A 12,855-nucleotide genomic window follows, 5' to 3' on the forward strand; every position below is an offset into this window, starting at 1 on the left:
CGCCGCCCCGCCCAGGGTCCCGGGAACGCGGCGGGCGCAGGACGCCGGCAGCGAGGTCACACCCCCGGTGTGACCTCGCTGCCTTTTCCGGCGCCGGCCGCATCGGAGCCGTTCGGCCGGCATTTCCGGTCGTTTAGGATGCGTGCCATGACGCGGCTGGAGCACAGAGTGCACGAGCTCACCGTCGGCCAGCTCGCCGAACGCAGCGGCGTGTCGGTGTCGGCGCTGCACTTCTACGAGTCCAAGGGGCTGATCAGCAGCCGCCGCACCGCGGGCAACCAGCGCCGCTTCAGCCGCGACACGCTGCGCCGGGTCTCCTTCATCAAGGTGTCCCAGCGGATCGGCATCCCGCTCAGCGAGATCAAGAAGGCGCTGGCCACGCTCCCCGAGGGCCGCACCCCCACGGTGGAGGACTGGGCCCGCCTGTCCGAGACGTGGCGGGCCGACCTCGACGAGCGCATCGCGCAGCTCGAGCGCCTGCGCGACGACCTCACCGAGTGCATCGGCTGCGGCTGCCTGTCGTTGAACAAGTGCGCGCTGGCCAACCCCTACGACCGGCTCGGCGACGAGGGCCCGGGCCCCCGCCGCCTGCTCGTCCGCCGCGGCGAGCGCCCCCGCGACACGCGCGCCGCCCATGGAGATGACGCCCATGGGGACGCCGCCCGCGAGGACTCCCGCGAGGAGGCCGCCGCCGGCTGCGTCGGCTGCACCTGAACCCGCTCCGCCGCCGGCCGGCGACGGCACGGCACCGCAGGCGCTGCCGTCAGCGGGCCCGCGGCGTGCGCGGCTGCTGGAACGCCCGGTGGTTGCGGTCGCGGCCGTGCGGGTCGACGCGGCGCGGCGCCGGCTCCCGCCCCACCGGCTGGCTGGGCCGCGGGCTGCTCGGCACGTGCGGCACGTCCATCTCCACCGGCTTGTCGGCCAGCTCGAACTCCTGGTCGTAGTGGTGGAGCAGCAGGCCCTCGCCCTCCAGCAGCTCGTAGCGGGCCGACTCGCCGGTCACGGTGACCTTCAGCCGGTTGCCCCGGTAGCGCATGGAGAACGCCAGCCGGCTGATGCCGCCGGGCAGCCGCGGCGCGAACCGCAGCCTGCCGTGCGCCGCGCGCATCCCGCCGAACCCGGCGACCAGCCCGCTCCACGCGCCCGCCATCGAGGCGATGTGCAGGCCGTCGCGGGTGTTGCGGTTGAGGTCGTGCAGGTCCATCAGCGCGGTCTCGCCGAGGTAGTCGTGCGCCAGGTCCAGCTGCCCCACCTCGGCGGCGATCACCGCCTGGGTCTGCGCGGACAGCGAGGAGTCCCGCACCGTCAGCGCCTCGTAGTAGTGGAAGTTGCGGACCTTCTGCTCGTAGGTGAACGCCTCCCCGCACATGTGCATGGCCAGCACCAGGTCGGCCTGCTTGACGACCTGCTTGCGGTACAGGTCGAAGTACGGGTAGTTCAGCAGCAGCGGGTAGTGCTCGGGCTTGGTGGACGCGAAGTCCCACCGCGCGTGGTTGGTGAACCCCTCGCTCTGCGGGTGCACGCCCAGCCGCTCGTCGTAGGGGATCATCATGGCCGCCGCCGCGTCCCGCCACGACGCGGCCTCCTCGGTGGTGACGCCGAGCCGCTCGGCCAGGTCCGGATGGCGCATCGCCATCGCCGCGGCCTCCCGCAGGTTCCGCTGCGCCATCAGGTTGGTGTAGACGTTGTTGTCGGCGATCGAGCTGTACTCGTCGGGCCCGGTGACGCCGTCGATGCGGAACACGCCCTCCACGTCGTGGTGGCCGAGGCCGCGCCACAGCCGCGCCGTCTCCACCAGCAGCTCCAGGCCGACCTCGCGTTCGAACTCCTCGTCGCCGGTGGCGTCCACGTACCGCACGACGGCGTCGGCGATGTCGGCGTTGATGTGGAACGCGGCGGTGCCCGCGGGCCAGTAGCCCGAGCACTCCTGCCCGCGGATCGTGCGCCACGGGAACGCCGCCCCCGCCAGGCCGAGCTGGCGGGCGCGCTCGCGGGCCAGGCCCAGCGTCATGTGCCGCCACCGCAGCGCGTCGGCCGCCGACGACGGGTGCGTGTAGGTCAGCACGGGCAGCACGAACGTCTCGGTGTCCCAGAAGGTGTGCCCGTCGTACCCGGGCCCGGTCAGGCCCTTGGCGGGGATCATCCGGCGTTCGGCGCGCGCGCCGGCCTGCAGGATGTGGAACAGCCCGAACCGCACCGCCTGCTGCACCTCGGCGTCGCCGTCCACCTCGACGTCGGCGCCGCTCCAGAACTCGTCGAGATAGGTGCGCTGCTCGTCCAGCAGGCCCTCCCAGCCGGTGTGCCGGGCCGCCGCCAGCGCCGCCACCACCTGGTCGTGCAGCGCGGGACGGGACCGCCGGCTCGACCACCCGTACGCCAGGTACTTGACGATCCGCAGCCGCTGCCCCGGCTCCAGCCGCGTGGCCACGGTCAGCCGCGCGACGTCCGGGAAGCTCTCGATGTCGGTCGCCATGTGCCCGGGACCCTCGATCTGGTGGTCCATCGCGGCGGCCATGCGCAGCCCGCTGTGCCGGGTGCGGTGCACCATGACCGCCTTGGTGTGGTTGGTGACGTGCTCCTCGCTGACCAGCGGCGACTCCAGCACCGCGGCGGTGCGCGGATCGCGGCCGAGGTCGGGCAGCGACTCGTTGGCCACCAGCTCCGACTGCGCCACCACCCGCACCGAGTGGTCCAGCGGCTCGACGTCGTAGCAGATCGCGGCGATGGCGCGTTGGGTCAGCGACACCAGCCGCACCGAGGTGATCCGCACCGAGCGCCCGGCGGGGGAGGTCCACTCCACCTGCCGGGTCAGCGTGCCCGCCCGCATGTCCAGGATGCGCTCGTGCGAGTCGAGCCGCCCGTACCGCACGTCGAACGGCTCGTCGTCCACCAGCAGCCGGATCAGCTTGCCGTTGGTGACGTTGATCACGGTCTGCCCCGACTCGGGGTAGCCGTACCCGGCCTCGGCGTGCGGCAGCGGCCGCAGCTCGTAGAACGAGTTGAGGTAGCTGCCGGGCAGCCCGTGCGGGTCGCCCTCGTCCAGGTTGCCGCGCAACCCCATGTGCCCGTTCGACAGAGCGAAGACCGACTCGCTCTGCGCCAGGCGGTCCAGCCGCAGTTCCGGTTCCCGCACGCACCACGGCTCGACCGTGAACACCGGCAGGTCCACGTTGGTGGTGGTGTGACGGCCCCCGCGCCCGTCGCTCACTTGTCCTCCAGAAGTTCCGATAGGTCCCCGACGACGATGTCGGCCCCGTGCCGCGCCAGCGCCTCCCGGTGGCCCCCGCCGACCCGGTCCACGCCCACGACGTAGGCGAAGTCCCCCGCGCGGCCCGCCTCCACACCTGCCAGCGCGTCCTCGAACACCGCCGCGCGCGCCGCCGGCACCCCGACCGCCTCCGCCCCCGCCAGGAACATGTCGGGCGCCGGCTTGCCGGGCAGGTCGCGCTCTCGGGCGACCACCCCGTCGACGCGGGTGTCGAACAGGTCGGCGATGCCCGCGGCGGCCAGCACCTGCACGGTGTTGGCGCTGGACGACACCACGGCGGTCCGCAGCCCGGCGTCCCGGCAGGCCCGCACGTACGCCACCGACCCGTCGTACACCTCGACGCCGTCGTCCTCCAGCAGCTTGAGCACGAGCTCGTTCTTGCGGTTGCCGAGGCCGTACACGGTCTCGGCGTCGGGCGGGTCGTCGGGGCCGCCCTCGGGCAGCGTGATGCCGCGGGAGGCCAGGAACGAGCGCGTCCCGTCCTCGCGGCGCTTGCCGTCGACGTACTTGCCGTAGTCGCCGGCCTCGTCGAACGGGACGAACTGCGTACCGGTCGCCTCCGCCCGCGCCTTCAGGTACTCGTCGAACATCCGCTTCCACGCGGCGGCGTGCACCGCGGCTGTACGGGTAAGTACGCCGTCCAGGTCGAACAGGCAGGCGCCGACCGGTTGCGGCAGTCCCAGCATGGCTTCCCCCTCGCGGGTTCGGTGATCTCTACGATGCGTCCCGTTCCCTGGATGGAACAAGGACATGCGGCCGCCCGGTTGACCGAACAGCGGGCGACCTCACCCGCGTACCCACGGGTGTGGGGCCTGAACGAAGAGGAGACGAGTCGATGAGCAAGGCGCGCATAGGTGTCACCGGGTTGGCGGTGATGGGCCGGAACCTGGCCCGCAACCTCGCCCGGCACGGGCATCCCGTTGCCGTGCACAACCGCACCGCCGCCCGCACCAAGGCGCTGGTGGAAGAGTTCGGGGACGAGGGTACCTTCATCCCCGCCGAGACGCCCGAGGAGTTCGTGGCCTCGCTGGAACGCCCCCGCCGTCTGGTGATCATGGTGAAGGCGGGGGCGCCGACCGATGCGGTCATCGAGGAGTTCGCGCCGCTGCTGGAGCCGGGCGACATGATCGTCGACGGGGGGAACGCGCACTTCGCCGACACCCGGCGGCGCGAGGCGGCGCTGCGCGAACGCGGCCTGCACTTCGTCGGCACCGGCATCTCCGGCGGCGAGGAGGGCGCGCTGCACGGCCCGAGCATCATGCCGGGCGGGTCGGCCGAGTCCTACGAGGCGCTCGGCCCGCTGCTGGAGGACATCGCCGCCAAGGTCGACGGCACGCCGTGCTGCGTGCACGTCGGACCGGACGGCGCCGGGCACTTCGTGAAGATGGTGCACAACGGCATCGAGTACGCCGACATGCAGCTGATCGCCGAGTCCTACGACCTGCTGCGGCACGCCGCCGGGCTGTCCCCGGCCGAGATCGCCGAGGTGTTCCGCACCTGGAACACCGGGCGGCTGGAGTCCTACCTCATCGAGATCACCGCCGAGGTGCTGGCGCACACCGACGCCGCCACCGGCCGCCCGTTCGTCGACGTGGTGCTGGACCAGGCCGAGCAGAAGGGCACCGGCCGCTGGACCGTGCAGACCGCCCTCGACCTGGGCGTCCCGGTCTCGGGCATCGCCGAGGCCGTGTTCGCCCGCTCGGTCTCCGGCCATGCCGGCCTGCGCCGCGCCGCCCGCAACCTGCCCGGCCCCAAGAACGACGTGCGCTACCTGTCCGGGTTCGCCGACGACGTCGAGCAGGCCCTGTACGCCTCGAAGGTCGTCGCGTACGCGCAGGGCTTCCACCAGATCCAGGCGGGCAGCGAAGAATACGGCTGGAACATCGACCTGGGGCAGATGGCCACGATCTGGCGCGGCGGCTGCATCATCCGCGCCCGCTTCCTGGACCGGATCCGGGCCGCCTACGAGGCCGACCCGCGCACGCCGACGCTGCTGACCGACGACCACTTCGCCGAGGCGGTCGGCGCGGCCCAGGACGCCTGGCGCCGCGTCGTCGCCACCGCCGCGCAGCTGGGCATCCCGGCGCCGGGCTTCTCCAGCGCGCTGGCCTACTACGACTCGCTGCGCGCCGAGCGCCTGCCCGCCGCCCTCACCCAGGGGCAGCGCGACTTCTTCGGCGCCCACACCTACCGGCGCGTCGACCGCGACGGCTCCTTCCACACCCTCTGGGGCGGCGACCGCTCCGAAGTCGAGGCCTGAGCCGTACCGTCCCCCGGGCGCCTCGCGTGCGCCCGGGGGACGGCTTTTTCTCACGCGGTGGCCTGCTCCTGGACGACCGCCCACCGCCCGACCGGCCGGTACGCCGAGTCGTAGATCTCCGACCCGTCGCCGGGCTGAAGGGCGTAGTGCTTCAGGTTGCCGCCCCAGTAGCGCAGGATGCGCCCCAGCTCTTCGGCGGCGTCACCGTCGAACGCCGTCTCGCCCATATCGACTTCGAGAACGAATTTCACCGGCCGGACCCCTCTTTCTCGGCATGTTCCGTGCCCTTCAATCGTCTCATTGAAGTGCTTGTTGGGCTTTTGAGAGGCGCTCTCCCTGCTCACTGGTGTGTGCACCCGTCGAGAACCTCAACTCGGGGTGTCAGAGCCGGCAGCTGATCTCCATGCCCTCGTCGTAGGGGAACGTCAGGCTGTGGTACCCGTTGGCGGGGTCGCGGACGTACTCCAGGTAGGGCGCCAGCTCCTCCATGTCGACGTCGTCGGCCACGACCAGGGTGCCGGGGGCCAGGCGCGGCTCCAGCAGCCGCAGCACCGGCAGGCACAGCTCCTTCCAGCCGTCGAGCAGGACGAACCCGGCGGGTTCGTCCAGGGCGGCGAGAGTCTCCAGGGCGTCCCCCTCCAGGAGGGTGATCACGTCGTCCAGGCCGGTCTCGGCGAAGGTGCGGCGCGCCGCGGCGGCCTTCTCCGCGCTGAGCTCGGTGGTGACGACGCGTCCGGTGCCGTTGTCGCGCACCGCGGCGGCCAGAAACAGCGTGGAGATCCCGTACGACGTGCCGAACTCGACCACGAGGGCCGGGCGGGCGGCGCGCACCAGGCTGTAGAGCAGCCTGCCCCCGGGCTCGGAGATCGGCATGTAGATGCCCGAGGCCACGTCGGCGCGTTCGGCCACGGTCATCGCGGCGAGCGCGTCGAAGTCGATCTCGGCGAAGGCCTCCCCGTCGCGGTCGGCGGCCGCGAACATCCGGTCGAGTGCGCCCGCGACGCGCGGGTCGGTGAGCGTGCTGGTGTGTGTCATGCGGGCTAGACTAGACGCAACGTTGCGTCTAGTCTAGCCGGGCTATTCTTGCCTCTCGGGTGAGGGAGGACATGACGAGCGCAGCGCACACCGCCCGGCCGGAACCGGCCCGGCGGCACCACGGCAACCGGCACGGCCGCAGCGAGCCGGCCCGCCGGGCCGTCCTGGAGGCGGCGGACGGCCTGCTCGTGGAGAAGGGGTTCGCGGGGGTCACGATCGAGGGCATCGCCGCGCGCGCCGGTGTCGCCAAGCAGACCGTCTACCGCTGGTGGAAGACCAAGACCGACATCCTGGTGGAGGCCTTCCTGGAGGACCTGGACGAGGGCCCGATGCCCCCCGACCACGGCGACCTCGCCCGCGACCTGCGCGCCCACGTGCGCTGGCTGGCCGACTTCCTCGGACGCACCGAAGCCGGCGCCGTGTTCCGCGCCCTGATCGCCCAGGCCCAGCACGACCCGGCGTTCGCCGCCGACTTCCGCGCCCGCTACCTCGACCGGCAGCGCGCCCTGGACCGCCTGCCGCTGGAACGCGCTGCCCGGCGCGGCGAACTGCCCGCCGACCTGGACCTGGCCGCCGAGACCGAACGCCTCGTCGGCCCCGTCTACTACCGCGTCCTGGTCACCGGCGAACCGCTCGACGACGACTTCCTCGACGGGCTCGTGGACGCCTTCCTCGCCACCCTGCGCTGACCGTCAGCCGACGCTGACGACCTGCTGCAGCAGACCCCACACGAAATGCGCCACGTACGACTCGCCGTCGGACGTGGTGAACTCCACGCGCCAACGGCTCGGCACCTCACCCGGGTGATGCCGCACGGCGCCGAAACACCGCTCCAGGTCGCCGACGACACACCCCCACGGCCGGAGATCCTCGACACTTGCCAACTCCGGCGCCGCCGCCTCGTCGTCCCTGACCAGCCACTCATGCAGCACCGCCCCGCCGGGGCCGGCGAGGATCTCGAACCGCAGATCCGGCCACAACGCGAACGGCGGCCACCACGCCGCCTCGCACACCACGTCCCCGATCCGCTGCTCGCGCGTACCCGCCGGAGGACCGAGCACCGCCTCGTAGCGGGCCCGCCCGCGCGGGAACGTCCGCGACCGCACGATCCGCTGCCACCGCGCGTTCACCTCGCGCATCTCCGTGCGGGACGCCCCCACCGACCGCACCGCCTCGGCCACGAGGTCCGGCTGGTAGTCGGCCATCCGCCGAAGCAGAACGAGCTGGAACTCCCGCCGCGCGAACCCCTTCACCGCAGCCGCCCACCGCCCTCCACGCCGGTAGCGCTCATAGATTTCGCCCTTGCCGATAGCGGTGTCCGACCACAACACCGCCATGCTCGCACCTGGGGCGAGCCCCTGCGCGACAACTCGACCATCGCCACCGCCGTACCTGGCAGCCAAGGCGCGCAGCACCTCTCCCAGAAGTTGTCAAGGTCAACCTGACGCGCTTATGCTCCCGTCAAGGCAACCCTGACAGGAGGGCGGTTTGAGTGCGTTGAGTACAACACCCGAGGACCTCCGGTGCTCGTTCTGCAACAAGTCGCATACCGAGGTGGCCAAGCTGGTCGCCGGGCCCGGCTTGTACATCTGCAACGAGTGCGTGGACCTGTCCGCGGCCATCATCGAGGAGTACCGCGACAAGCCGGTCGAGGTCCGCTTGCCGACGTGGGAGTCGCTGACGGACGAGCAGATGCTCGACCACATTCCCCGCGTCGCGGCGGCGGCCGATCAGGTCGAAGCCAACCTGCGCTCCTGGGTCCAGGAGCTGCGTCGGCGAGGGGTGACCTGGGCGAGGATCGGAGCCGCCTTGGGCATCTCCCGCCAGGCGGCATGGGAACGCTTTTCCGGCGAGGAATGACCGCACTCTGCCACCCCGACCGGACACATCGGCCCACACTGTGGCAGCCGCGACGCTTCACCCTTCCCGATCAGCCACCGTTCGAGCCGACTCGGCGATCGGATTGTCGGGCGAGTCCAGCCAGACGCGTTGCCCTTCGAGGGTGACGGTCACCCAGAACCGGGTGCAGTCGGGGCGTCCGGCCTTGATCCATCGCTCCTCGGTCTCGTGGCGTACCGCCTGCGGTATCCCCTGCCCGCGCAGCGGCATGAAGTACGCCGGGGAGACGAACGGCCCCTCAGCCGTTCCGTCCGCGCGCACCTCCAACACAGCCAGCGGCCCGGCCGGGTGGAACGTCGCCGCCCAGGGAACCACGATCACCCCGCCCGGCCGAGTCTGCTCCACCCAGGCATACGGCACGGTATGCGCCGCCGCCGTGCAGATCACGCGGTCGAACGGCGCATGCGCGGGCGCCCCCTTCTCCCCGTCTCCCGTGATCACGGTCACATCGCCGAAGCCCGCGACCCGCAGGGCGTGACGAGCATGGTCCGCCGCCGACGGATCGATCTCCATCGACACCACCTCGGCCCCCAGGGCCGCCAGGCATGCGGCGTTGTACCCGGTCCCCGTGCCGATCTCCAGCACGCGCATGCCCGCGTCAACCCGCAAAGCGCCGATCATCTTTGCCATGACCGATGGAGCCGACGAAGACGACGTAGGCCACATTCCGTCCTTGATCTGCGTCATGATCGGCTCGTCCGACGCCACCAGCCGTTCCCATTCCTCCGGCTCGTCGCGGCGAGACAGCGCCACCAACTGAGCATCCCGAACCACCCACACGGTTTCCGGGATGAATACCCGCCGATCGATACACGGCAGCCCAGGGAACCTGGTCACGACGACGCCTGGCCCGTCCCGTTGCAGGACCCGCACGTGATCTTCTGCTCTTTGTTGTCCAGATTGATCACCGTGTAGCCCTTGCCGCCACACGAACCGCACGCCGGCTGCTTCGAGTGCTTCCCCACTTGCCTTCCTTCCCACACTTAGGGACGACGCCCCGCTCACCGCTTGTGAAGGTTTTGATGATGCCCAGAATAAAATCGCAGATCACAGCGTCATGGCCCGCGGTCCGGCCATGACAGCACCGTCCGGCCGCTGCGGGCCGTAGACAGTTCCAGTTCACCGATGGCCAGGCAGGCCGACTGGTCGATCAGGATCCGCCATGGGTGAGCGCCTGGGGTGTCGCCTAGCCGTGGTCCCTCATGCCTGAACCGCGCGAGCACTGGTCGCCTGCTTACGCCTTGATCTTCCTGGCAATCTGATCTTCCGGGGGTCTCTGTGGAAGATCGCGAGTTGCGGCCGGTGCATTGGCTGGCCCGCTCATCACTCATCGTCTGCCCCAATGTTCCGTGCTATGGCAGGCATGAGCGAGTGTACTTTCGATCGCCCATCGAGTAAGGGAAGTGATGAAAACGAAGTCAGAAGGTTATCGGACAAAGCGGACTTTGCGTCAAACTTTCCCGCCTGAATCGGCAGTGGCCTTGGGTCTTGCCGAGCTCGACGCTATGAAGCGGCCGCATTCACAGGTGGACAACGTCGTTTTTGTTGCATTTGAACTGATCGCGGTGTGGGACTCCAGCAATCGGCTGCCTCAGGTGAGGCCATCTCCGGACCTGGGGGCGGATGTCTCGGCCCTGTCGTCCGAGGGCTCCCATGACCTCGGTGGCTGGGGTCTGCCCATCGTCTCCACCCTCGCCGCCAACTGCGGCTGCACCCCCGAACCGACCGGCGGCAAGTGGGTCTGGGCCAGCCTTGAGATCTGTTGAACAGGGTGGGCTGTGGTGTCACCGGGTGGTGAACGGGGCGGGCGGGCCTGTGGGGGTGGGGGTTGTGGCGGTATTGGCGCGGGCACCCTCCGGGCACGGGCAGGATGGAAGGTGTGAACCTCATCGATCATCTTCCCTCGGGTGCCGACGTCGACGCCGACTCGCTGTTCGAGGCGTTCGAACGGTGGGTGTCCGGGCGCGGGATCACCTTGTATCCCGCGCAGGAGGAGGCGCTGATCGAGGTGGTGTCCGGCGCCAACGTGATCCTGGCGACGCCCACCGGGTCGGGTAAGAGCCTGGTGGCGGCGGGGGCGCTGTTCGCGGCTCTGGCGCGCGACGAGGTCGGGTTCTACACCGCGCCGATCAAGGCGCTGGTATCGGAGAAGTTCTTCGACCTGTGCGAGATGTTCGGGCGGGAGAACGTCGGCATGATGACCGGCGACGCCAGCGTCAACGCCGACGCGCCGATCATCTGCTGCACCGCCGAGGTGCTGGCCAACATCGCGCTGCGCGACGGCGCCGACGCCGACATCGGCGTGGTGGTGATGGACGAGTTCCACTTCTACGCCGAGCCCGAGCGCGGGTGGGCGTGGCAGATTCCGCTGCTGGAGCTGCCGCAGGCGCAGTTCCTGCTGATGTCGGCGACGCTCGGCGACGTGTCGTTCTTCCAGAAGGACCTGACCCGGCGCACCGGGCGCCAGACCGCGCTGGTGACGTCGGCCGAGCGGCCCGTCCCGCTGATCTACGAGTACCGCACCACCCCGCTGCACGAGACGATCGAGGAGCTGCTGGGCGAGCAGAAGGCACCGATCTACCTGGTGCATTTCACCCAGGCCGCGGCGATCGAGCGGGCGCAGGCGCTGATGAGCGTCAACGTGTGCTCCAAGGCGGAGAAGCGGCAGATCGCCGAGATGATCGGCGACTTCCGGTTCACCACCAAGTTCGGGCGCAACCTGTCGCGGTTCGTGCGGCACGGCATCGGCGTGCACCATGCCGGGATGCTGCCCAAGTACCGGCGGCTGGTGGAGCGGCTGGCGCAGGCGGGGCTGCTGAAGGTGATCTGCGGCACCGACACACTCGGCGTCGGCGTGAACGTGCCGATCCGCACGGTGGTGTTCACGGCGCTGAGCAAGTACGACGGGCACCGGGTGCGGCGGCTGCGGGCCCGCGAGTTCCACCAGATCGCCGGGCGGGCCGGGCGCGCCGGGTTCGACACCGTCGGGTACGTGGTGGCGCAGGCCCCCGAGCACGTCGTCGAGAACGAAAGGGCGCTGGCCAAGGCGGGCGACGACCCCAAGAAGCGGCGCAAGGTGCAGCGCAAGAAGCCCCCGGAGGGGTTCGTCGGCTGGGACGAGGACACCTTCCGCAAGCTGCAGACCGCCGAGCCGGAGAAGCTCACCTCGCGGTTCCAGGTCAGCCACGCCATGCTGCTGTCGGTGATCGCCCGCCCGGGCAACGCGTTCCAGGCGATGAAGAAGCTGCTCACCGACAACCACGAGGACCGGGCCGCGCAGCGCCGGCACATCTCCCGGGCCATCGCGATCTACCGGTCGCTGCTGGCGGGCGGGATCGTGGAGGTGCTGGACGAGCCCGACGAGCAGGGCCGCTACGCGCGCATCACCGTCGACCTGCAGGAGGACTTCGCGCTCAACCAGGCGCTGTCGACGTTCGCGCTGGCCGCGTTCGAGATCCTGGACCCCGCCTCGCCCACGTACGCGCTGGACGTGCTGTCGGTGATCGAGGCGACGCTGGACGATCCGCGGCAGATCCTGGCCGCGCAGGAGAACAAGGCCCGCGGCGAGGCCGTCGCCGAGATGAAGGCCGAGGGCATCGAGTACGAGGAGCGGATGGAGCTGCTCCAGGACGTCACCTACCCCATGCCGCTGGAGGAGGAGCTGGCGGCGGCGTACGAGACGTACCGGACCGGGCACCCGTGGGTCGGCGACCATCCGCTCAGCCCCAAGTCGATCGTGCGGGACATGTACGAGCGGGCGATGACGTTCACCGAGTACATCGCCCACTACGAGCTGGCCCGGGCGGAGGGGCTGCTGCTGCGCTACCTGTCGGGCGCCTACAAGGCGCTGCAGCAGACCGTCCCCGAGTCGATCAAGACCGACGAGCTGATGGACCTGATCGCCTGGCTGGGCGAGCTGGTCCGCCAGGTCGACTCCAGCCTGCTGGACGAGTGGGAGCAGCTCGCCCATCCCGAGGACGGGCCCGTCCGCCAGCCGGTCGAGGAGAAGGTCGCCAAGGTCACCGCCAACGCGCGGGCGTTCCGGGTGCTGGTGCGCAACGCGATGTTCCGCCGGGTGGAGCTGGCCGCGCTGGAGAAGTACGACGAACTGGGCGAGCTGGACCCGGAGCTGGGCGCCGACGGGTGGGCCGCGGCGATGCAGGCGTACTGGGACGAGCACGACGACCTGCTCACCGGCCCGGACGCGCGCGGCCCGAAGCTGCTGATGATCGAGGAGGTGCCGGAGGAGTCCCTGTGGCGGGTCCGGCAGGTCTTCGACGACCCGGAGGGCCACCACGACTGGGGTATCGACGCCGAGGTGGATCTGACAGCCTCGGACGAGGCGGGCGAGGCGGTCGTCCGCGTCACCGGCGTCGACCGGCTCTAGATCTGG

13 protein-coding genes are annotated in these 12,855 nt (G+C 70.6%); 6 read left to right on the plus strand and 7 right to left on the minus strand.

All coding sequences use genetic code 11. The features are described 5' to 3' along the window. The first annotated feature begins 147 nt into the window (after positions 1 to 147). Complete coding sequence (gene soxR / locus QSK22_RS04830; protein ID WP_502872271.1) at positions 148 to 714, plus strand: redox-sensitive transcriptional activator SoxR; 567 nt, start codon at positions 148 to 150, stop codon at positions 712 to 714. Positions 715 to 763: 49 nt separating this feature from the next. Here the strand turns inward: soxR and QSK22_RS04835 are convergent, their stop codons facing one another. Then, a complete protein-coding gene (locus QSK22_RS04835; RefSeq protein WP_285492712.1) occupies positions 764 to 3,208 on the minus strand; it encodes a glycoside hydrolase family 65 protein in 2,445 nt (814 codons plus the stop codon). Beyond that, positions 3,205 to 3,954 carry a beta-phosphoglucomutase family hydrolase gene (locus QSK22_RS04840; protein WP_285492713.1) on the minus strand — a complete coding sequence of 250 codons (750 nt, stop codon included), beginning with the start codon at positions 3,952 to 3,954 and terminating at the stop codon, positions 3,205 to 3,207. Before QSK22_RS04840 ends, QSK22_RS04835 begins: the two co-directional genes overlap by 4 nt. A 149-nt stretch (positions 3,955 to 4,103) precedes the next feature. Between QSK22_RS04840 and gnd the strand changes: the two genes are divergently transcribed. Further along, positions 4,104 to 5,528, plus strand: coding sequence for an NADP-dependent phosphogluconate dehydrogenase (gene gnd / locus QSK22_RS04845; protein WP_285492714.1), 1,425 nt, complete (start codon positions 4,104 to 4,106; stop codon positions 5,526 to 5,528). Positions 5,529 to 5,578: 50 nt separating this feature from the next. On the opposite strand, the gene QSK22_RS04850 is transcribed toward gnd, so the two are convergent. Both QSK22_RS04850 and QSK22_RS04855 read right to left on the minus strand, forming a co-directional pair. Further along, positions 5,579 to 5,779, minus strand: a complete 201-nt coding sequence (locus QSK22_RS04850) for a hypothetical protein (protein ID WP_285492715.1) — start codon at positions 5,777 to 5,779, stop codon at positions 5,579 to 5,581. A gap of 130 nt (positions 5,780 to 5,909) precedes the next feature. Beyond that, entirely contained in the window at positions 5,910 to 6,563 is a 654-nt protein-coding gene (locus QSK22_RS04855) for an O-methyltransferase (RefSeq protein ID WP_285492716.1), read from the minus strand. Positions 6,564 to 6,634: 71 nt separating this feature from the next. Between QSK22_RS04855 and QSK22_RS04860 the strand changes: the two genes are divergently transcribed. Then, positions 6,635 to 7,252, plus strand: a complete 618-nt coding sequence (locus QSK22_RS04860; RefSeq protein WP_285492717.1) for a TetR/AcrR family transcriptional regulator — start codon at positions 6,635 to 6,637, stop codon at positions 7,250 to 7,252. Between the two features lie 3 nt (positions 7,253 to 7,255). Here the strand turns inward: QSK22_RS04860 and QSK22_RS04865 are convergent, their stop codons facing one another. Then, positions 7,256 to 7,900, minus strand: a complete 645-nt coding sequence (locus tag QSK22_RS04865; RefSeq protein WP_285492718.1) for a hypothetical protein — start codon at positions 7,898 to 7,900, stop codon at positions 7,256 to 7,258. Between the two features lie 160 nt (positions 7,901 to 8,060). On the opposite strand from QSK22_RS04865, the gene QSK22_RS33970 reads away from it, so the two are divergent. Beyond that, positions 8,061 to 8,423, plus strand: a complete 363-nt coding sequence (locus tag QSK22_RS33970) for a ClpX C4-type zinc finger protein (RefSeq protein WP_285492922.1) — start codon at positions 8,061 to 8,063, stop codon at positions 8,421 to 8,423. Positions 8,424 to 8,480: 57 nt separating this feature from the next. Here the strand turns inward: QSK22_RS33970 and QSK22_RS04875 are convergent, their stop codons facing one another. Both QSK22_RS04875 and QSK22_RS04880 read right to left on the minus strand, forming a co-directional pair. Then, a complete protein-coding gene (locus QSK22_RS04875; RefSeq protein WP_285492719.1) occupies positions 8,481 to 9,215 on the minus strand; it encodes a protein-L-isoaspartate O-methyltransferase family protein in 735 nt (244 codons plus the stop codon). Positions 9,216 to 9,295: 80 nt separating this feature from the next. Continuing rightward, the gene (locus QSK22_RS04880) at positions 9,296 to 9,427 is read right to left on the minus strand and encodes a hypothetical protein (protein ID WP_285492720.1); all 132 of its coding nucleotides are present in this window, start codon (positions 9,425 to 9,427) and stop codon (positions 9,296 to 9,298) included. Positions 9,428 to 9,865: 438 nt separating this feature from the next. Between QSK22_RS04880 and QSK22_RS04885 the strand changes: the two genes are divergently transcribed. Both QSK22_RS04885 and QSK22_RS04890 read left to right on the plus strand, forming a co-directional pair. Continuing rightward, complete coding sequence (locus tag QSK22_RS04885; RefSeq protein WP_285492721.1) at positions 9,866 to 10,228, plus strand: ATP-binding protein; 363 nt, start codon at positions 9,866 to 9,868, stop codon at positions 10,226 to 10,228. A gap of 104 nt (positions 10,229 to 10,332) precedes the next feature. Beyond that, entirely contained in the window at positions 10,333 to 12,849 is a 2,517-nt protein-coding gene (locus tag QSK22_RS04890) for a DEAD/DEAH box helicase (protein WP_285492722.1), read from the plus strand. The last annotated feature ends 6 nt before the right edge of the window (positions 12,850 to 12,855 follow it).

The sequence above is a fragment of the Actinomadura sp. NBRC 104425 genome (assembly GCF_030269545.1).
In the GTDB taxonomy this organism is placed as follows: Bacteria; Actinomycetota; Actinomycetes; order Streptosporangiales; family Streptosporangiaceae; genus Spirillospora; species Spirillospora keratinilytica.

Excerpts from the sequence above, each read along its gene's own strand:
- QSK22_RS04840 (WP_285492713.1), bottom strand. The coding sequence starts at position 3,954 with ATGCTGGGACTGCCGCAACCGGTCGGCGCCTGCCTGTTCGACCTGGAC.
- QSK22_RS04890 (WP_285492722.1), top strand. The coding sequence starts at position 10,333 with ATGGAAGGTGTGAACCTCATCGATCATCTTCCCTCGGGTGCCGACGTC.
- QSK22_RS04860 (WP_285492717.1), top strand. The coding sequence starts at position 6,635 with ATGACGAGCGCAGCGCACACCGCCCGGCCGGAACCGGCCCGGCGGCAC.
- soxR (WP_502872271.1), top strand. The coding sequence starts at position 148 with ATGACGCGGCTGGAGCACAGAGTGCACGAGCTCACCGTCGGCCAGCTC.
- gnd (WP_285492714.1), top strand. The coding sequence starts at position 4,104 with ATGAGCAAGGCGCGCATAGGTGTCACCGGGTTGGCGGTGATGGGCCGG.
- QSK22_RS04865 (WP_285492718.1), bottom strand. The coding sequence starts at position 7,900 with ATGGCGGTGTTGTGGTCGGACACCGCTATCGGCAAGGGCGAAATCTAT.
- QSK22_RS04855 (WP_285492716.1), bottom strand. The coding sequence starts at position 6,563 with ATGACACACACCAGCACGCTCACCGACCCGCGCGTCGCGGGCGCACTC.